This is a genomic window from Halobacterium sp. KA-6, from assembly GCF_021029015.1.
In the GTDB taxonomy this organism is placed as follows: domain Archaea; phylum Halobacteriota; class Halobacteria; order Halobacteriales; family Halobacteriaceae; genus Halobacterium.
Genome location: NZ_JAJJZH010000005.1, coordinates 64259 through 82675 on the forward strand (window position 1 = coordinate 64259; position 18417 = coordinate 82675).

25 protein-coding genes are annotated in these 18417 nt (G+C 60.3%); 20 read left to right on the forward strand and 5 right to left on the reverse strand.

Features of this window, described 5'->3' with window-relative positions:
- Nucleotides 1-22: 22 nt before the first annotated feature.
- Nucleotides 23-391, reverse strand: a complete 369-nt coding sequence (locus LPA46_RS11375; RefSeq protein WP_058984922.1) for a rhodanese-like domain-containing protein — start codon at nucleotides 389-391, stop codon at nucleotides 23-25.
- The gene (locus tag LPA46_RS11380) at nucleotides 388-948 is read right to left on the reverse strand and encodes a class I SAM-dependent methyltransferase (protein WP_058984923.1); all 561 of its coding nucleotides are present in this window, start codon (nucleotides 946-948) and stop codon (nucleotides 388-390) included. The genes LPA46_RS11375 and LPA46_RS11380 overlap by 4 nt, the downstream gene beginning before the upstream one ends.
- 185 nt (nucleotides 949-1133) lie before the next feature.
- Between LPA46_RS11380 and LPA46_RS11385 the strand changes: the two genes are divergently transcribed.
- Nucleotides 1134-2258, forward strand: coding sequence for an MBL fold metallo-hydrolase (locus tag LPA46_RS11385; RefSeq protein ID WP_230892605.1), 1125 nt, complete (start codon nucleotides 1134-1136; stop codon nucleotides 2256-2258).
- Between the two features lie 44 nt (nucleotides 2259-2302).
- Here the strand turns inward: LPA46_RS11385 and LPA46_RS11390 are convergent, their stop codons facing one another.
- Nucleotides 2303-3037, reverse strand: a complete 735-nt coding sequence (locus LPA46_RS11390) for a helix-turn-helix domain-containing protein (protein ID WP_230892606.1) — start codon at nucleotides 3035-3037, stop codon at nucleotides 2303-2305.
- Nucleotides 3038-3126: 89 nt separating this feature from the next.
- Between LPA46_RS11390 and LPA46_RS11395 the strand changes: the two genes are divergently transcribed.
- From LPA46_RS11395 to LPA46_RS11430, 8 genes are all read left to right on the forward strand, one after another.
- Complete coding sequence (locus tag LPA46_RS11395; RefSeq protein WP_230892607.1) at nucleotides 3127-4239, forward strand: MBL fold metallo-hydrolase; 1113 nt, start codon at nucleotides 3127-3129, stop codon at nucleotides 4237-4239.
- Between the two features lie 3 nt (nucleotides 4240-4242).
- Nucleotides 4243-5502, forward strand: coding sequence for an MFS transporter (locus LPA46_RS11400; protein ID WP_058984927.1), 1260 nt, complete (start codon nucleotides 4243-4245; stop codon nucleotides 5500-5502).
- Nucleotides 5503-5617: 115 nt separating this feature from the next.
- Entirely contained in the window at nucleotides 5618-6031 is a 414-nt protein-coding gene (gene trxA / locus LPA46_RS11405; protein ID WP_230892608.1) for a thioredoxin, read from the forward strand.
- Between the two features lie 10 nt (nucleotides 6032-6041).
- Nucleotides 6042-6464, forward strand: coding sequence for a hypothetical protein (locus LPA46_RS11410; RefSeq protein ID WP_230892609.1), 423 nt, complete (start codon nucleotides 6042-6044; stop codon nucleotides 6462-6464).
- Nucleotides 6461-7711, forward strand: a complete 1251-nt coding sequence (locus LPA46_RS11415; RefSeq protein WP_230892610.1) for a M20 family metallopeptidase — start codon at nucleotides 6461-6463, stop codon at nucleotides 7709-7711. Before LPA46_RS11410 ends, LPA46_RS11415 begins: the two co-directional genes overlap by 4 nt.
- 186 nt (nucleotides 7712-7897) lie before the next feature.
- Nucleotides 7898-8641, forward strand: coding sequence for a DsbA family protein (locus tag LPA46_RS11420; RefSeq protein ID WP_230892611.1), 744 nt, complete (start codon nucleotides 7898-7900; stop codon nucleotides 8639-8641).
- On the forward strand, nucleotides 8638-9186 hold the full coding sequence (locus LPA46_RS11425; protein WP_230892612.1) for a hypothetical protein: 549 nt from the start codon (nucleotides 8638-8640) through the stop codon (nucleotides 9184-9186). The genes LPA46_RS11420 and LPA46_RS11425 overlap by 4 nt, the downstream gene beginning before the upstream one ends.
- A 3-nt stretch (nucleotides 9187-9189) precedes the next feature.
- On the forward strand, nucleotides 9190-10122 hold the full coding sequence (locus LPA46_RS11430) for a cytochrome c biogenesis CcdA family protein (protein ID WP_230892613.1): 933 nt from the start codon (nucleotides 9190-9192) through the stop codon (nucleotides 10120-10122).
- Between the two features lie 305 nt (nucleotides 10123-10427).
- Here LPA46_RS11430 and LPA46_RS11435 read toward each other — a convergent pair whose 3' ends face one another.
- Nucleotides 10428-10871 (reverse strand): hypothetical protein, encoded by a 444-nt coding sequence (locus tag LPA46_RS11435; protein ID WP_230892614.1) that lies wholly within the window; start codon nucleotides 10869-10871, stop codon nucleotides 10428-10430.
- A gap of 165 nt (nucleotides 10872-11036) precedes the next feature.
- On the opposite strand from LPA46_RS11435, the gene LPA46_RS11440 reads away from it, so the two are divergent.
- The 7 genes from LPA46_RS11440 (at nucleotide 11037) to LPA46_RS11470 (ending at nucleotide 15653) form a co-directional block, all read left to right on the forward strand.
- Entirely contained in the window at nucleotides 11037-11396 is a 360-nt protein-coding gene (locus tag LPA46_RS11440) for a winged helix-turn-helix domain-containing protein (RefSeq protein WP_058984935.1), read from the forward strand.
- The gene (locus LPA46_RS11445; protein WP_058984936.1) at nucleotides 11393-11680 is read left to right on the forward strand and encodes a DUF7521 family protein; all 288 of its coding nucleotides are present in this window, start codon (nucleotides 11393-11395) and stop codon (nucleotides 11678-11680) included. Before LPA46_RS11440 ends, LPA46_RS11445 begins: the two co-directional genes overlap by 4 nt.
- Nucleotides 11681-11825: 145 nt before the next feature.
- A complete protein-coding gene (locus tag LPA46_RS11450) occupies nucleotides 11826-12164 on the forward strand; it encodes a thioredoxin family protein (protein ID WP_230892615.1) in 339 nt (112 codons plus the stop codon).
- A 15-nt stretch (nucleotides 12165-12179) separates the two neighbouring features.
- Nucleotides 12180-13298 (forward strand): aminotransferase class V-fold PLP-dependent enzyme, encoded by a 1119-nt coding sequence (locus tag LPA46_RS11455; RefSeq protein WP_230892616.1) that lies wholly within the window; start codon nucleotides 12180-12182, stop codon nucleotides 13296-13298.
- Between the two features lie 218 nt (nucleotides 13299-13516).
- Nucleotides 13517-13876: a thioredoxin gene (gene trxA, locus LPA46_RS11460; RefSeq protein ID WP_230892617.1), complete on the forward strand. Its 360-nt coding sequence runs from the start codon at nucleotides 13517-13519 to the stop codon at nucleotides 13874-13876.
- On the forward strand, nucleotides 13877-14902 hold the full coding sequence (locus tag LPA46_RS11465; protein WP_230892618.1) for an NAD(P)/FAD-dependent oxidoreductase: 1026 nt from the start codon (nucleotides 13877-13879) through the stop codon (nucleotides 14900-14902).
- A 157-nt stretch (nucleotides 14903-15059) separates the two neighbouring features.
- Nucleotides 15060-15653, forward strand: a complete 594-nt coding sequence (locus LPA46_RS11470) for a helix-turn-helix transcriptional regulator (protein ID WP_230892619.1) — start codon at nucleotides 15060-15062, stop codon at nucleotides 15651-15653.
- Between the two features lie 79 nt (nucleotides 15654-15732).
- Here LPA46_RS11470 and LPA46_RS11475 read toward each other — a convergent pair whose 3' ends face one another.
- Nucleotides 15733-16476, reverse strand: coding sequence for a DUF4396 domain-containing protein (locus LPA46_RS11475; protein ID WP_230892620.1), 744 nt, complete (start codon nucleotides 16474-16476; stop codon nucleotides 15733-15735).
- A 323-nt stretch (nucleotides 16477-16799) separates the two neighbouring features.
- On the opposite strand from LPA46_RS11475, the gene LPA46_RS11480 reads away from it, so the two are divergent.
- The 4 genes from LPA46_RS11480 (at nucleotide 16800) to LPA46_RS11495 (ending at nucleotide 18378) form a co-directional block, all read left to right on the forward strand.
- Nucleotides 16800-17096: a hypothetical protein gene (locus LPA46_RS11480; RefSeq protein ID WP_230892621.1), complete on the forward strand. Its 297-nt coding sequence runs from the start codon at nucleotides 16800-16802 to the stop codon at nucleotides 17094-17096.
- Between the two features lie 61 nt (nucleotides 17097-17157).
- Nucleotides 17158-17511 (forward strand): SHOCT domain-containing protein, encoded by a 354-nt coding sequence (locus LPA46_RS11485; RefSeq protein WP_230892622.1) that lies wholly within the window; start codon nucleotides 17158-17160, stop codon nucleotides 17509-17511.
- A gap of 93 nt (nucleotides 17512-17604) precedes the next feature.
- A complete protein-coding gene (locus LPA46_RS11490) occupies nucleotides 17605-18021 on the forward strand; it encodes a DUF302 domain-containing protein (RefSeq protein WP_230892623.1) in 417 nt (138 codons plus the stop codon).
- Between the two features lie 3 nt (nucleotides 18022-18024).
- Nucleotides 18025-18378, forward strand: a complete 354-nt coding sequence (locus tag LPA46_RS11495) for an SHOCT domain-containing protein (protein WP_230892624.1) — start codon at nucleotides 18025-18027, stop codon at nucleotides 18376-18378.
- Nucleotides 18379-18417 lie beyond the last annotated feature (39 nt).

The following is an 18417-nucleotide window of genomic DNA, read 5'->3' on the forward strand; positions in this document are numbered from 1 at the left end:
TTGGAGCGTCTCACTCTCCCGGCTATCGGACAATTTTTCGTAGAAAGGAGGCAATCCGATACAGCACTGTATTTCGCTCGTACTGTCGCCATCCAGTAAATCCGCCGGTAAGCGTCGTGGCTGTGTAGCCCGCGTCTTCGAGGTACTCGGTCGCTTTCCGAGCGACGATACCCGCCTTACACACTGTGACGACTTCCGTGTCGTCTGGAATCGCGTCCAGATGGGAGTCGAGCGCTTCGAGACGGCCTTGTTGCAGGTCGTGGTACACCGGTGCGTTGGTGCTGCCCGAAATGTGGTTCTCCCGGTACTCCTGTTCGGGACGAATGTCGAGAACGAAAACATCGTCGTCGGATCGCCGGTCGTCAAGTCGCGACGGGCCAATTCCACTCATTGGAGACAACCCACGACCAGGAAGGTCTCCGGTCGGGTCGCCTGGAAGTCGATTTCGAAGCCGGCGTCGCGAAGTGCTGACGTCACTTCACCGGCAGTGAAGCGTTCTTCCAACGGCGGGCCGTCTTCGCCGGCGCCGTCCGCTGACCAGTCGCCAATGACGAGGCGACCGCCGGGAGCGAGAACGCGTGCGAGTTCGGTGCGGGCCTGTGCACTCGCGAACTCGTGATACGTCATCGTCGAGACGGCTGTATCTATTTTGCCGGTCTCGAACGGGAGACTATCCACACCAGACGTCACGAGCTCGGTGTTCTCCGGAACACCCTTGTCGCGGTAGTACTCGTGCATCGCCTCTTGGATATCAATTGCATAGACCTGACCAACGTGCGGCGCGATTGTATCTGTGTAGAAGCCGGTTCCGCTACCCAAATCAGCGACGGTCTCGGATTCATTCGGATCAAGGGCCCAGAGAAGCTCCTCTCGAGAGAGATACCGATACCGTGTCGCCGCACCCTCGAGTTTCGTCGCTTTGGCAGCATCGAATGTGTGATGACCCATACCTAGGCAGTTGTGGGCGAATTATGAAATAGTTGGCGACCCAGACATCAGTCACAGCCGGTCCGTTTCAAGCCACTAATTATATTTTGGGGCGATATACCGGCATTGTCGTAGGAATAGGCGAACCCTCCAATAACCCGCTCCCAACACATTTATATCCGCCCGACTGTGTAGTATTGGCTGTAATGAGCAATACTGATATCGAGGCGTCCGAAGTCGCACGCCGCATCGCTGAGGACGACGCCGAGGACCTATTCGTCCTCGACGTCCGCAACGAGGACGACTACGAGGAGTGGCAGATCCCGGGAAGCACGAACGTTCCCATCTACGACGAACTCCTCCAGTACGACTATTCGGGACTGGAAGACAATCTCGACGACCTCCCCGAAGATGAAGAAATCGCTGTCGTCTGCGTCGCGGGCGTCACGTCCGCCCGCGCTGCCGACTTCCTCCGCGAACACGGGTTCGACGCCAAATCCATCCCCGACGGCATGAACGCCTGGGGACGCGTCCACCGCGAATACGACGTGGATAGCGCCGACGGCATCACCCAGATCGTTCGCCCCGGGACGGGCTGTGTGTCCTACCTCGCACACGACGGCGACAAAGCCGTCGTCGTCGACCCGACCCAGTACATCGACCAGTACCTGAACGTCGCGGACGACAACGACCTCGACATCATCGGGGTCGCTGACACGCACGCGCACGCCGACCACGTCTCCGGCGCCCGCCGTCTCGCCGGCGAACTCGACGTGCCCTACTATCTCCACTCCGAGGATGCGGGCGAACTCGACGACGTCACCGAAATCAAGGACGGAGACACCATTGCCGTCGGCGACCGAGCCCTCGATGTGCTGCACACCCCCGGTCACACGCCCGGCAGCGTCTCGTTCCGGTTCGACGACGCGCTCCTCTCCGGGGACACGCTGTTCCTGCGGAGCGTCGGTCGACCCGACCTCGAGGATGGCTCCGAGGAGGCCGTTCGCGAGGCGTCCAGCCGGCTATTCGACAGCCTCACCACGCTAACCGATCTCTCAGACGAGACGTTCGTCCTCCCCGGCCACTTCAGTGACGAGCAGGTTCGACCGCTTGCGACGGCGCTCGGCGACCTGCAGGCGGAGACGACGAACGAACTGCTGAGCTACGTCGAGGACGGCGACGAGGAGACGTTCGTCGAGACCATCGTTGAGAGTCTCGCCGAGGAGCCCGCGAACTACAACGAGATCAAGCAGATTAACTGGGGCAAAGAACAGCCCAGTGGCGACGTCGAGACGCTCGAACTCGGCCCCAACAACTGCGCCGCGAACTAAGGAAACGAAAACCTGAAACCTACCATCTCAACTCCTCGGCCGGGTTAGTCGGCGGCCTGTTCTTCCTGCGGGGTTGTTTCGACCTGTAGCGGGTTCGATGTCGTCGTCGCAGTGACTAACCGGAGGAACTGACCCGCGTTCGTGAGGAGTTTGTTCTCCGCCTTTCGAAGGTGTTCTTCGTACGTCGAGCGAGCGACGGACGTCTGCTCGGCGAGGTCACGCAGCGACGTCTTCCGTGGCTGTTCGTAGTAGCCCGTTTCGAGCGCTAACTGGAGGGCTGCCACCTGCCGGTCTGTGAGGTTTTCGAAGAGCTGGTCGACCGGGGCCAACATACTGTGCGGAACCTGTTTCTCTGAAATCGAGGTTTTCGAGAGGAGTTCGATCTCTCTATCAGAGCGCAAGTCATCGAGCAGCGCCCGGATGTCTTCTCCATCAAACGCAATCACTGTGTAGTGCTCCCAGCCCTGTCGGTAGATCGTCGGGGACTGATACAGGCAATTATGTTTCTCGAATCGGTCGATAATCGATTCGTCGAGCGAGCAGAGACAGGACTGCGTAACGACGTGATACCCGTCCTCGTCCGCTGACTCGTGCAGCACGGTGCCGAGCTGATCGATCTCCTCGAGTAACTCGTCGGTGGGCGTCTCCTCGGATGTGATTTCGAGAACTTGGCAGTCGCTCAGCGGCCACTCGCGTATCGTTAAGTCCGGGTAGCGTTCCGAGATCGACCGGTACGGACACTCGTGTTTGACCCGGATCGACGCCTCGTACAGACTCATACGAACACATTTGACCTCGTCAAAATTAACAGTGCCGGTCATGTCCGGCAGTAGCCTGTTGCCGGTCTCCCGACTACACGGAAACACAGATGGAGGAACTACCGCCGAACGAATTTAGCGAACTGGTACACGACGGCGACGAAGATCTGCTCGTCGTCGATATCCGCCACGAAGCAGACTTCGAGGACTGGCATATCCCTGGGAGTGTCAACGTCGATGTCTACGACGAACTCACTGAAGACCCCGAACAGGCCAAAGACGCCCTCTCCGACCTTCCCCGTGAGAAGCGGATTGTCACGGTCTGTGCCGCAGGCGTCGTCTCCCAGACTGCAACAGAGGTCCTCAACGAACTGGGCTACGACGCAGTAACGCTTACCGACGGAATGAATGGATGGAGCCGCATCCATCGGCACGCAGAAGTACCAGCCGACCTCGATAGCACGCTCGTTCAGGTCGCGCGTCCGGGAAAGGGCTGTCTTTCACACGCTCTCGTCTCGGACGGGGAGGCCGCCGTCTTCGACCCGTCGCACTATCTCGACGAGTACGAACTGATCCTCGACGAGTACGATGCCACCCTCGTCGGCGTCTTCGACACGCACGCCCACGCCGACCACGTCTCCGGAGCCGCAGAGCTCGCCGACCGACACGATACATCCTACTACCTTCACCCGAAAGACGCGCTCGCGCTTGACGCGACACCCCTCGAAGACGGCCAGGCCGTCCCGGTCGGACAGACCGACGTCGAGGTCATTCACACGCCAGGCCACAGTGAGGGAAGCGTCTCATTCGACATCGAGGGGGCGGCGTTGCTCACGGGCGACACACTCTTCCACGAGAGTGTGGGACGCGTCGAACTTGGCGTCGAAGCAGGCATCGAGGATTCCGATGTCGAACGGAACGCGGCAACACTCTACGAGAGTCTTCAGCGATTGCTCGATCGACCGGACGACGCGCTCGTCCTGCCGGCCCACGACCTTGGGTCCCCTGAACCGCCAGTCGCTGCGACCCTTGCTGAAGTCAAAGACCAAAACGACGATCTGGGCCGCGACCGGGAGGAATTCGTCGAGGAACTCGCAGCGGACATTCCGGACCATCCGCCGAACTTCGAACGTGTCAAGCGGACGAACGTGGGACAAGAGTCGGTTCCAGCCGACGAGCTGGCCGAGCTGGAACTGGGCCCCAACAACTGCGCCGCCGAGTAATCCATGAGTACGGAAACTGACCTCAAACAGGGTATCCGTGAGCACCTCGGGCAGTTCTCACTCCACGTCCTGTTGGTGTTCGCCACGGGGCTGACTATTGGGTCCGAACGGGCCGTCGTCCCGGTACTGGGCCGTGACGTCCTCGGCGTCGAGTCCCTGCTCGTCATCGGCTCGTTCGTCGTCTCATTCGGCTTTGTCAAGGGCCTCCTGAACCTCTACGCCGGCAAATGGGGCGGCGAGTACGGCCGCAAGCCCGTACTCGTCCTCGGCTGGGCGACCGCACTCCCGCTGCCCATCATCCTCATCTACGCCCCGAGCTGGGCGTGGATCACTGTCGGGAACGTCTTACTGGGGATCAACCAAGCGTTGACCTGGAGCATGGCAATTAACGCCAAAATCGACATCGCGGGCCCCGACCAGCGCGGCCTCGCAGTCGGTATCGACGAAGCGTTCGGGTACACCGGCGTCGCCGTCGGCGCCTGGGTGACGGGTGTCATCGCCGCCCAGACGAGCCTTCGACCGGAGCCGTTCTACTTCCTCGCTGCTGTCGTCGTGCTGGCGTTCCTCATCTCGATCTTCCTGATCAAGGAGACGGTCCACCTCGCGGAGTTGGAGGTTGAGGACGACGACCATCACGACGCGAACCTGCCGTTCGTCGAGGTGCTGAAGCGCGCGACCTACGGCGACAAGACGCTGTTCGCCGCTGCCCAGGCGGGACACATCGAGAAGTTCGTCGACACGCTGTTCTGGCTCGCCGTCCCGCTGTATCTCACCAGTCAGGGGCTCGGCATCGCGGCGGTCGGATTCGTCGTCGCCGTCCACAGCGCGATGTACTTCCTCCAGATCGCGACCGGCGGCCTCGCCGACCGCATCGGACGCCGACCACCGGTCCTCGTCGGGATGTTCCTCGCCGGCGCGGGCGTCCTCGGAATGGTCCTCGTCGACGGCTACCTCCCATGGGTTGTACTCTCCGGGGTGTCGGGGCTCGGGATGGCGTTGCTCTACCCGAACCTGATGACAGTGCCTGGAGACGCCGCGCACCCGACGTGGCGTGCGACCGGCATGGGCGTCTACCGGATGTGGCGGGACACCGGCTACGGCGTCGGCGCCATCCTCATCGGCCTCTCGATGGAGTTGCTGAGCATCGAGGCCGCGTTCTACGTAATTGCCCTGTTGATGTTCGTCTCAGGAGCGATCGTGTACGTCTGGATGCAGGAAACCCATCCCGACTTCGGGACGCACGAACCGCCCGCTCCGGAGTGACTAGGTACAGCTCGCTCACTGACTTCCCGAGGCATCACGTCGAACCCGTTCGCCAGCACAGTATTGTGTAATTCGTGCAAAACAACTAAATCGTCGCGCATCGAAGAACCACAGCATGGCGGAGAATTTAGAGGAGATTCGACAGCGGAAACTGGAGGAGCTTCGTGACAGAGCCGAGTCAGCGCAGAGGACCGAGGCCACCATGCAGACTCCAATGACGCCGATCCAGATCAACGGACAGACCGCGCTGACTGAAACTGTCGACGAGCACGACGTCGTGCTCGTGGACTTCTACGCCGACTGGTGTGGGCCGTGCCAGATGCTCGAACCGGTCGTCGAAACGATCGCCGCTGAGACCGACGCGACGGTCGCAAAGGTCGATATTGACGCGAACCAACAGCTCGCCGCCGAGTACGGCGTTCGAAGCGTTCCCACGCTCGTCCTGTTCGCGGACGAGCAGCTGGTCGAGCGGCTGATCGGAATGCAAGACGAATCACGGCTTCGCACCGTTATCGAGAACCATACATAACCACCCCACAATGGCCAACAACCACTCGTCATCAGACCAGCAGACCGCCAATAACCAGTCGATCTCCGACGTTGCGCGAAAACTTGAATCGCCGTTGACCGACACCGTCGGTGAGTCACTGGTCGGCATCGCTGCCTACGAGAACGGCGAGTACAGCGTCCCGTATCGGGAGAGCGATGGGTCCGCCCAGTACACGACGGCGGACGTCACCGCGATTCTGGAGAACGTTCAGCTGGAGAGCATCGGTATTCGAGCGTACGAAGACCACCACGGACAGTCGTTACGCGCGACTACTCGCGTCTACGAGGATGTGGTTACAGTCGTGGTTCCGGTCACGGAGACCACGGGTCTCGTTGTCGCCCTTCGAAACGATGCGGAGCACGACCCGTACGAAGTCATCCAAACGGTCGAAGACGCGATTTCAGAGCGATGAATGAGGGGATTCTCCCCGAGTACGTGCATACCCACCGCGAGGAACTGGTCGCGCTCGGACTGGATCTCCTCGCAATCGATACGTCCAACCCACCCGGCGATACGCGCGAAATCGTTGCCGAGATCGAGGCGTTCCTCGACCCGCTTCCCGTCGACGTCGAGCGGTTCGCGGTCGATCCGGCGAAGCCGAACTTACTCGTTCGGGTTCCCGGTGAGTCGGACCGCACGCTACTATATAACGGCCACCTCGATACCGTTCCGTTCGACGACGAGGCGTGGGCGCACGACCCCCTGGGCGAACGTGTGGACGACCGCGTCTACGGCCGGGGCGCAACCGACATGAAGGGCGCTGTGGCGTCGATGCTGTTCACGATTCAATCCTTCGCAGCTACCGACACTGAGCCACCTGTCGACCTCCTGTTTGCGTTCGTGAGCGACGAGGAAGTGGGCGGCGACGCGGGCCTGCCCGCGCTGCTGAAGAATGGAGATCTCAACGCGGATGCCTGCGTCATCGGGGAGCCGACCTGTGAGGAGGGCCGGCACTCCGTCACGGTCGCAGACCGGGGCAGTATCTGGCTGACGCTCGAAGCCAGCGGCGAGGGCGCCCACGGCTCCCGGCCAGTACTCGGCGTCAACGCAATTGACCGACTCTACAATGCCGTGGAGACAGTGCGCGAACGGTTCGGCACTCAGCGACTCGAAATCGACCCTGACGTGGAGCCGATCGTCGAAGAGTCCATCGAATACTACAGCCCGTCGATGGGCGAAGACGTCGCTCGCGATCTGTTCCAGTATCCCTCAATCAATCTCGGCATCCTCGAGGGGGGCGACGCGATAAACAGCGTCCCACAGTCCGCTCACGCCAAGATCGACGTGCGGTTGACAGCGGGTGTCCACACGCCCGACGTGCTCGCGGGGATTCGGGAGTGTGTCGCCGACTGCGAGGGCATCACGATAGCCGACGTCTCGTGGAGCGTCGGGACCGCCGAGGCACCCGGCAGTCCGCTCGTCGAAGCTGTCGCGTCGACGGCGGCGGACGTCACTGGCGAGCGTGTCTTCCGGCGGAGTGCCACGGGCGGCGGGGACGCCAAAACCCTCCGAAACGCGGGGGTGTCGACTGTCGAGTTCGCGCTCGGAACCGACACCGTCCATGCGCCCGACGAGTACGTCCCTGTCGACGTGCTCGTCGACAACGCGGTCGTCTACGCACAGCTTCCGACTGCGTGGCAGTTCCAGATAGATCAGTAGCCGCCCATAGATACATTGTACTGACTACTTCGATGGGGAGACTCCAACTGGTGTTCTTCAAAACCGAGTGGACTTCTTCTAATTGCAATCCCTTGTAGCGTGCTGCCCACTATCCGCACTCTGCGCATTTTTGCAGACTCTGTGAATCGCCATTTCAACCATATATATCGAGGGCGCAATCCGGGTATGGATATTCCATCTTCGATCACACGACGGCGTGCGGTTTTTGGCGGTGTCGGAACGATCCTCGCAGGTGGTAGCATCGTCTACGGAGCTTCGACGCTAGACGCAAGCCAGGATTCGAAAGTTCCGACTGCGGCCCCGTTCCACACCAGTTCCAACACGACCGGGTTTGAAATTGACCTGCAGGGCCATCCGATAATGGGGCTATTAGACGCCCCTATCGATATGTACTACTGGAGTGACTACCAGTGCCCCTTCTGCCGTCGCTTCGAGCAGAATACGCTTCCGAAGATAATCCGGAACCACGTCCAATCGGGCACCGTTCGGGTCGTCTTCATCGAGTTTCCCTACATGGGCAAAACGTCGATGACCGCGGCGGTGATGGATCGCTGTGTCTGGCGGCAGGTGAGAGAGGACACCCCCCAGGCGTATTGGCGGTGGCATTCGACGCTCTTTGACAAGCAGGGCTCAAAGAACTCGGGATGGGCGTCGAAAGCGAATCTCCTGGAGATCACTCGAGGCGTCGACGGTGTCGATGCAAGTGCTGTCGATTCGTGTATGCAGACCCACCGAAGCGAGATTGAGGCGTCGATTAACAAGGATATGAGCCGGGCGGCACAGTTCGGGATCCGTGGGACGCCTGCGTTCATTCTCTACAATCGCGATGTAGATGCCGCTGGCAAACTCGTCGGGGCACAGCCATACGACCGATTCGACAAAGCAATCACACGGGTGCAGAACGCATGATCGCCCTGCGTCTCGAACACCACACCGAACAGCTTCTGGCAGCACTGGCCTATCCGCTGACGTCTACAATACGGGGACTCCTGTTTGTCGGGGTCTCCGTCGCAACCTACGTCCTTCTAATTTTGAGTTCATTCCCGGAGTACTCGATGCAGATGCTCGGTGCCGACCTCGGGTATCTCGATACTGCACTCGTGGCGCTCACTGCGAACACGTACGCGACAATTGGAGCCATCGGCCTCGGGCTGATTGTTGGGTATGCAATCTTAACTGGCGTCGCGGTCACGAACGTAGCTGGTCGAGTAGCTCAGGTCGGACTCTTAGGATCCAGAGGGTTGTCGAGCGCGATTCCCGGTCTGCTCGCATCCGGCTGTGCGAGCTGTGGCGCGGGTGTTCTCGGCCTCATAGGGTTCGCTGGTGCATTAGCAGCGATGCCGTTTCACGGGAACCTGCTCCGTGTTGGGGGCCTCGCGCTTCTGATTGGGTACCTCGCTCGTGCTGGCGACCCACGCTACTGTACGATCGACTTGGTTACCGAGGGTGAGTGACCGATGGCGTTGTTTGCTTCATCATCGATACTTGTGGCGGCATACGCTGCGGGTGTCTTGATGTTCTTTGCCCCCTGTAGTGTTGGGCTCCTCCCTGCGTACCTCTCGTATTTTTATACACAAGACGAAGATAAAATACAAGCAGACCAATCGGATGCGTCTGACCCTGTCCGGACGGCCCTCCTAGTTAATGGCATTCTGGTGTTTCTCGCCGGGGCGATCCCGCTCTTCTACATGGCGGTTGCCGGTATTCGGGTTTTGCTCCCCGGTTATGAGCTGATCGTCCCACTCGCGAAACTCGGAACAGGGAGTTACTATCCCCCAGTCGCCGTTGTCGTCGTCGGCACACTCCTCATGCTCTTGGGACTCGGTCGACGTGCAGTGGTCGATGGACTTCGCGTCGGCGGGTTCGTGACGGCCGGCGTAGTCACCGTCTATCTGCTTATTGGCGGTGTCGTGCTTCTCCTCGGCCAGTGGATCGAACCGTATCTCGTGTCGATGGAACTCCTCGTTGGGCCGCTCTTGATCGGTATCGGTATCATGTACTTCTACAATCTGTCTCCGCTGCAGTCGATCCGCCTCCCTGAGCGAGGTTCAGCCACGATTCCTGCCTTCTTTGTGTTCGGTATCGTGTACGGAGTTGGGAGTTTAGCGTGTAATCTGCCGGTCTTTCTGGGGATGATTCTCACGTCATTCACGACGGAAGGGCTCGTGCAGGGACTTGCCGTGTTTGGCTCATTCGGAGCGGGTATGGGGACACTCGTTCTCGGTGTCAGTGTGGTCGCACGCGTTACGGGGAGTTCACTCTCGCTTGGCAAATACGGACAGTCCGCTCGCTACGCTGGCAGTCTGGCCTTCGTCGTGATCGGCGTCTACGTGACGTGGTATTCGCTCCGGTCGTTCGGGTATCTCCCTGGCGGAGCGATGTTCGGATAGACCGGACAGTAGTGACTCATCCTCGTCTAGAGGACTCACGTTTCGCAGGATTTGGAGTCTGACCGAAATCGGTATACAAAGCCGAGAACCCCAACTGTTAGTGCCGCCACTAGTATTCGGATGAGTCCGCCTCCGAGGGCCGCCGTTGCACCACCAGCAGCGGTAGCTCCGGCAGCGCCTGTCGCGGCCGGAGCGGCAAAGAGACAACAGAGACTCAGTGCGCCACCGAGTCCGAGCAGTGACCAGCGGCGCCGTGAACCCGTCTCGTCGGTTGGTTCTGTTTGAATATCTGTCATTTGACTGGTCTACTGATGTGTGGTCGTCTGCTTCGGTTCTACCTCACAGGACTCACACGGACGTTGCGAGCGAACGTACAGAAGCCCGGCGAAGAGCGCAACACTCACAACTCCCAGAAGCGGCCGGAGCGGGTCGAAGTACGTCATTAGCGCGGAACTGCTAAACAGGGCAAGCAAAAACGCGTTGCAGATCGGGCATCCAAACGCTAGAAATCCGAGAACAGCACCCGCAGTTGCAGTCTTTTCGTCGCCACGCTGCTCCGTTGTTCGCTGTAACACGTAGAAGCCCAGGAATCCAGCAGTGAGAGCGAGAAAGAGATAATCCAACAGCGTTCGGGGAACCATCCGAACGTAGACCGGATTGGGAATCAATCCAGTGACGACCCCGAACAGTACAAACGACCCGACGCTGATAGCCGCCGCTTTGAGATGCCGTCTCTGAAACCGTCTCATCAGTACTATCGCTCGAGTTGCTGGGCTGTAAAGGACGCTGTCTGTTTGCACTATTCGCAAAAAGCCTCGTACGACAATACGACTCTCTGAACGGGGAAATCTCAGCCTACGAACCAGAATCGGGGAAACCACCGAATCTTTACGCCGTCCTCACAATGCGGAGATATGGAGAGTCGTGAGGGCAACCCGTCTGCGTCCCTCCTTGAAGTCTTTGCGGACGACTACTCACGCACGATTCTACTTGCAGCTGAGGAGGAGCCACGAACGGCAAAGGATCTTAGCGAGGTCTGTGACGCGTCGCTGGCGACCATTTACCGTCGCATCTCCACATTACGGAGCCATGATCTCATTGCCGTCCATTCGACGATCGGCTCCGGTGGAGAGCACAAACAGCTGTTCGAGACGACGGTCGAGGCGTTCCACGTTTCAATCGCCGACGGTGAGTTCGAACTCTCCGTCGAAACACGTGATGAACTCGCCGATAATTTCGCTTCGCTTTGGGAGAACTTCCGGGAGAGCACATGATCAGCCCGTCAATCGTCGTCGTCAAGCTGATTACGCTGTTTCTCAGCCTTCTGGTCGCGTACCTCGCCTTCTACGCATACAAGCGGAGTGAGAGCCATCCGATGCTCTACGTTTCTGTCGGCTTCGTATTCATAGGAATCGGAGCTATCTGTGAAGGCCTCGTCTACAGTGTGTTGGGAACGTCGCTGTTCTCAGCGGCCCTCATACAGGCAGTACTCGTCTCATTTGGGATGGTGCTGATATTACGTTCGGTGATGTCTAATTCGAATAACGAGGCTATCTAACCCGACAATTGTGTGCTCGTGGCATCCACGGATGGCCCCCGAATCGCTTTACTCTCATTCAATAGCTCTGAGACGAAAGACATACCCAGCCTATATTGTATAGTAAGCCCAAGACTATTAACGATCTAGTACATAGAGTCTGTTAATGGCAACACAAACAGCGAAGACGGACAGCGTGGGTTCACTCGACGATGGCGACCTTGAGACTGCCGTCGAGGACAGCGGCGTCACTCTCGTGGAGTTCTACACGGAGTGGTGTGGGACCTGCAAGCGGATGAAGCCGGTTCTCGAAACACTCGCGGAAGACACCGACGCGACGGTTCTGACGATCGACATCGAATCAAACCTCGAAACGGCGATCGAGTTCGGTGCCCAGAGCACGCCCACGTTCGTCCTGTTCGCCGACGGACAACCGGTGAAACAGCTTCGCGGTGGCCAGAACGAACAGGCACTCCGCGACCTGATCGCCCGGTATCGGGACTAATTCACCGACAACGAGATGAACCCCAGAGAACTTCGCGCCGATACGCCCGCCCTGCACGAGGACGTCTATCTGAACTTCGGCGCCCACGGGCCGAGCCCGCGGTACGTCGTCGAAGCTGCTGACGAGTTCGTGCGGTCACACGAGTACGAGACGAATACTCGAAACGACCCCTACGAGGTGGCATTCGACGAATACGACCGCGTACGGGAGCGTGTCGCCACCTTCGTCGGTGCGGGCGACGACGAAATCGCACTCACGGAGAGCACGACTGCGGGCATTAACGCTATCGCGAACGCCATCGACTGGGAGCCCGGCGACACCGTCGTTCGAACCGACCTCGAGCACCCAGCCGGAACGCTTCCGTGGCAACGCTTGGAACAGCAGGGCGTCGACGTTCGAGTAGTCGAGACCAAAAACGGTCGAATCGATCTCGACGTCTTCGCCGAAGCCGTTGAGGATGCACGACTTGCGTGCTTCAGTGCGGTGACGTGGACACATGGCACCCAGTTGCCCGTCAGCGACCTCGTCGACATCGCCCACGAGGCGGGTGCGTTCGCGCTCGTCGACGCCGTGCAAGTGCCGGGACAGCTCCCGATGGACGTCGACGAATGGGGTGCTGACGCGGTCGCAGCAGCCGGCCACAAGTGGCTCTTGGGACTCTGGGGCGGTGGCTTCCTCTACGTCGACGGCGACGTCGCTGAATCGCTCACACCCAACACGGTCGGCTACCGGAGCGTTGAGACACCCACGGCGGACCCCTACGAGTTCGCGGTCGGTGCTCGACGGTTCGAGGTCGGCTCGTCGAACCCCGCCCCCCACGTCGCCCTAGCCGAGGCGATCGATGCGATCGACGAGATCGGAATCGATCGCATCGCGGAGCGAATCCAGACCCTGGCCGGACAGCTCGTGGACGGCATCCCGGACGGTCAGCTCTACAGTCCCAATCCGCCCGAGTCGGGCCTCATCACGATCGACGTCGACGATCCCGAATCGACGGTCGAACGACTGGCGACAGCGGGATTCGTCGTGCGCTCGCTCCCGAGCCCGAACGCGATCCGGGTATCCGTCCATGCAGTCAACACTCGGGAGGAGGTCGACGGATTGCTCGACACGCTCGAATCGGAGTGGAACTGACGTCGAAGTGCGATGGATTGTCCGCCCCACACGTTCACTATCTCTACAATTGTGGGGGCGAGTGTGAGTCCCGGCAGGACGGGTTCTAGCGCTTACGTGGGTGTTACGCTGGTTTCTATGCCTTGCTTGCTTCGTGGCCCCAGACTGCTCTTTGAATTGTGTGGAGTATTGTGGAAATAGAGCAAGACTTAATGGTCGGCAGTCCGTAGGGGCAGGTGATGGCAACCAATACTGCAACCGACGCAGGCAGCGCTCCTGCGAACGAACCGATCCACGTCGATAGCGCCGACGACCTCGATGCCGTGGTCAGCGAACACGACGTCGTCCTGACGGACTTTTACGCGGACTGGTGTGGCCCCTGCCAGATGCTCGAACCAATCGTCGAGACCATTGCCGCCGAGACCGACGCGACGGTCGCGAAGGTCGACGTCGACGCGAACCAGCAACTCGCGAGCGCCTACGGCGTCCGTGGCGTCCCGACGCTCGTCCTGTTCGCCGACGGCGAGCAGGTCGAGGAGATCGTCGGCCTCCAGGGCGAAGACCAGCTCCGAACGCTCGTCGACTCCTACACGAACTAGATGAGTACGGACGTACACGACCTCGTCATCGCCGGCTCGGGAATCGCCGGCCTCTCGGCAGCGGTCTACGCGGCCCGCGCCGACCTCGACCCCCTCGTCCTTGAGGGCGACGAGCCGGGCGGCCAGCTCACGCTGACGACCGACGTCGAGAACTACCTCGGATTTCCTGAGGGTGTCGGTGGCATGGAACTTGTCCAGCGTGGCAAAGAGCAGGCCGAGCAGTTCGGCGCACAGTTCGAACACGGTCGCATCGAGGACGCGGCCCTCGACGGCCGGCCGTTCGAGCTGTCGCTGTCGACCGGTGACACGATTCACACGCGAGCCCTGATCGTCGCGACCGGCGCGAGTGCACGCTGGGTCGGCGCGGAGAACGAGGACGAGCTCATGGGGTATGGACTCTCGACGTGTGCGACCTGTGACGGCGCGTTCCACCGCGGCGACGACGTGCTCGTCATTGGTGGCGGCGACAGCGCCATGGAAGAGGCGTTGTTCCTCACGAAGTTCGCCGATTCCGTGACGGTCGTCCACCGCCGCGAGGAACTGCGTGCGTCCGAGATCATGGCCGACCGTGCTCGCGACCACGACGACGTCCAGTTCCGGTGGAACACGGGACTCGAAGCCATCCACGGCTCCCAGGAGAAGGGCGTCACCGGTGCCACGCTCGTCTCCCACCCCGATGGCTACCCCACGGAGAAGGCCGAGTCCGGGGGCGACGTCGAGCGGGAGACCGTCGATGTTGGCGGCGTGTTCTACGCGGTGGGCCACACGCCGAACACGCGATTCCTGGATGAGACTGCCGTCGAACGAGACGAAAGCGGCTACATCTTAACGCAGGCAGACGATGTCGGCCGGCCCACTGCCCGGACAGCCGTGGATGGCGTGTTCGCCGCCGGCGACGTCGCCGACCCCCGGTACCGCCAGGCGATCACGTCCGCCGGCACCGGGAGTATGGCTGCACTCGATGCCGAGGAGTTCCTCGAGACGCTGCGCGAATCAGACGAGCTGACGGCGACTGCGACCGCCTAACTGTTCACCCTTCTCGGGATCACTGAATGCCGCATCTCTGTTTCGACTATCGTATTCGGTTTCGCTGATTCTCCCCTCAGCTAATCACAACTGCTACACCGGTGTCTCCCCAAGTCTCTGCCATGACTGAGTATCGTCCCGACTTGGGGTGTGAGAGATGAAGCGACGGCGGGCAGATGCAGTAGTCGCCTTCCTCGTCGCAGCCGTCGTGGTCATTGGTGGTGCGTTCAGCTGGGACGCGTATCAACAACAGCAGGCCTTCGAGCAGATGGGGTCGATGATGGGTACGTCCATGGGGGCGGTGCACGGAACGAATCCGCTCTGGTATGTGCTCGGAACCGTCCTCGTTACAGCTGCCATCGGTGGGGGGTATCTCCTGGTCCGAGACGACATCACTAGCACAGACCCCGGTGAGCGTGTACAGACAGAGAGACCGAACGTAGCGGGTTCCGAGAGCCCCGATTCATCGGAGGAATCAACCCAGTTAGAGGGTGGCATCAATCCAGAGTCTCAACCGCAGGCTCGCGTATTAGACCTCCTCCCGGAGGACGAACGTCGCATCCTCAAGCCGATCCTCTCCTCGCCTGGCATTACGCAGATTGAACTCCGGGACCGCTCGGACTTCTCGAAGAGCAAGGTGAGCCAGACGGTTAGCGCCCTCGAAAAACGTGGCCTGTTGTACCGGGAGCGCCAGGGGCGGACTTATCGTATCTATCCGAGCGACGACCTGCAGCAGAATCAATCGCCCTAGCCACAGGTACAGCAACCCATACCCGTAGGAACCATCGGTCGACCGTGAGGTATCTCCGGTACCGTATTGGGTAACGGTTCTAATCAGCGGCTTGTGCCTGTTCTGTCGACTGACTCTGCCCCATCTCGGCGGGGTTTTTCATCCCTTCTTTCACGCCGAAATAGACGAGAGCGGCGTTGACCGGGTACGCGAAGACGAATCCCACGGACAGTGAGAACGCCAGCGCTCCCCAGAACAGGAGGTCGGAGATGTGGGCCTGGCTGGCGATCAGGAGGTCCGTTCCGATGGCCGCGATCTCCATGATGGTGATGCTCGGCGTCTCGCTGTAGAGAGCATCCAGCATCGCCTCGCCGAAGCCGACGCCCTCCTGCATCAACGGCCCGACGGTGAGCGCGTACCCGAACAGGTACGCGAGCGCGAACGTCCCGGCCGTGATGACGAGCGTGCTCTGGAGGGCGAGCAGCCCCGCGAGGAGCACGAACCCGAGGACTTCGCCAGCCCCACAGCCCGAGTAGCAGTGGGCGGTCGAGCGGAACCCACGCCGCCGGAGCGAGTCGGTACTAATCTGGGTGCGACCAGAGTACCAGTAGACAGCGAGGCCGAACGGGCCGGAGTAGAGCACGACCAGTATCCAGACGCCCTTCATGAGCGACGGCAGCGCCTGATTGTGCTCACGGATGTCCCACAGGAGGGTGCTGACGGACGCGAGGACGAACAGCGCCCAGACACCCATCACGAGCGGGTCCGAGAGGATTGGTTTCATGACGTGGCGAACCGGAGCGAGTGCGTGTTCGATCTGTGTGAGGAGTTCTCGGAGTGGCATACCGGGGAATGAGTGAACGATTGGAAGGTGTTGATACCGCCCGCCAACTGATGACTCGGTACATCCCTAGTTGGGCGGGGATACTTTCGACAGTTGTGGCTAACATTCCGAAGTGCAGCGTGTCACCGATGCCGACTCTGGCAACCCAGCGACATTAGAGCGAGCCGACCCACATCTCCGGTGGATTCAGTGGATATGAACGATTCCATTCTCTGGAAACGATTAGAACGCTCTATACACGTTCTCGAACGTTCTCCTGGGGGGATTTACACCCACGCCGATAACTCCCGGGCAGTCCTACGAGTAACCGAGGTCAAAAGACAATGACCAACTTCAAACTCGGCGGCTGGCTGTTCGTGGCGCTCGTGACCGTCGGACTCGCGTTCGCCGCGCCCATGGTCAGCGCACACGGCACCAACACGACCGTAGACGACGCGCCCACTGACAATGCTACTGCCGATGACTGGGCGGCTTGGATGGAGGCGCAGATGACCGAGCACATGGGCCCGGGTAGCGTCGAGTGGATGGAGTCGCACATGGGTGGGACCGTCGACGAGATGGCCCAGGACATGGTTGACGACGACTACAACGGCGGGATGTACGGACAGGGCCACTGCTGATAGGCCCTGACCGTTTCGATCGCCTCGACCGAATACCGAAACACACCACCAATTCACAATCATGACGCAACTCACCACTACGCTCGGACGCACTGCTCGTCGATTCGCGCTACTCGCCGTCCCACTGCTGGTCGCAGCGACTGGAACAGCTGCTGCCCACGGCGGCGGGAGCTACGGCGGCGGCATGATGAGCGGTGGATGGGGCCTCTTCGGCGGCGCGATGGGGGTCTGGGGACTCCTCTGGATGGGGCTCCTCATCGCCGTTCCCATCTACCTCATCTATGCACTTCTCAACCGAGAAACCAACGGGGATGACGACGGGCCGCTCTCAGTTCTCCGCGAGCGATACGCCCGTGGCGAACTCTCTGACGACGAATTCGAGCACCGATGTGAACAGCTGGAACGTGCCGGATGAGCCATTCGGTGCCAGTTCCAACACGAATGACTCCATCCGTGACGACCGCTTCGGAACCCCACCCTTAAGTCAATCAACAGAGTACTATATTGTATGAAGTACACAATACAAACGTCCGTGTCCGGTGACTTTGACCAAGTAGTCGAGACAACGATCGACGAGCTCGAAGATGAAGGATTTGGCGTCCTCTGCGACATCGACGTCCAAGCGACGCTCGAGGAGAAACTCGGCGAGGAGTTTCGACAGTACCGCATCCTCGGTGCGTGCAACCCGGGGCTGGCACACGAGGGCCTGAACGAAGAGATCGAACTCGGCGCACTCCTCCCGTGTAACGTCATCGTCTACGAAACCGATGACAGCGAGGTCATAGTGAGTGCCGTCGACCCACAACAGCTCGTCGGCATCGCCGACAACGAGGCACTCGACTCGATCGTGAACGAGGTCCACGACCGGTTCGAGCGCGTTCTCGCCAGTGTCGCGGACGAACTCGAATCATCGACCGAGATCTAAGCCATGGCATCATCAAACCAACTGGACACCACAACCATCGTCCTCCTCATCCTCGGGGCGATCATCGTCCTCCCGTTGCTCACGATGGGGATGGGATTCGGCGGGATGATGGGGTACGGTGGAATGATGGGTGGATACGGGACGGCCAGCGGCTGGTGGCCACTCGTCAGGATGCTCGTCCAGCTGGTCTTCCTCCTCCTCCTGCTCGGTGGCGGATATCTCGTCTTCCGTCGCGTGACGGCATCGCAGTCGTCGCGGAAACCTGCAATGGAGGAGCTGCGTATGGCATACGCCCGCGGAGATCTCACCGAGGAAGAGTTCGAGACGCGTCGGAACAAGCTCAAACGCTCGGAGTGACGGTCCGACCACCAACTTCCGGCGTTACTCACGTCCGCC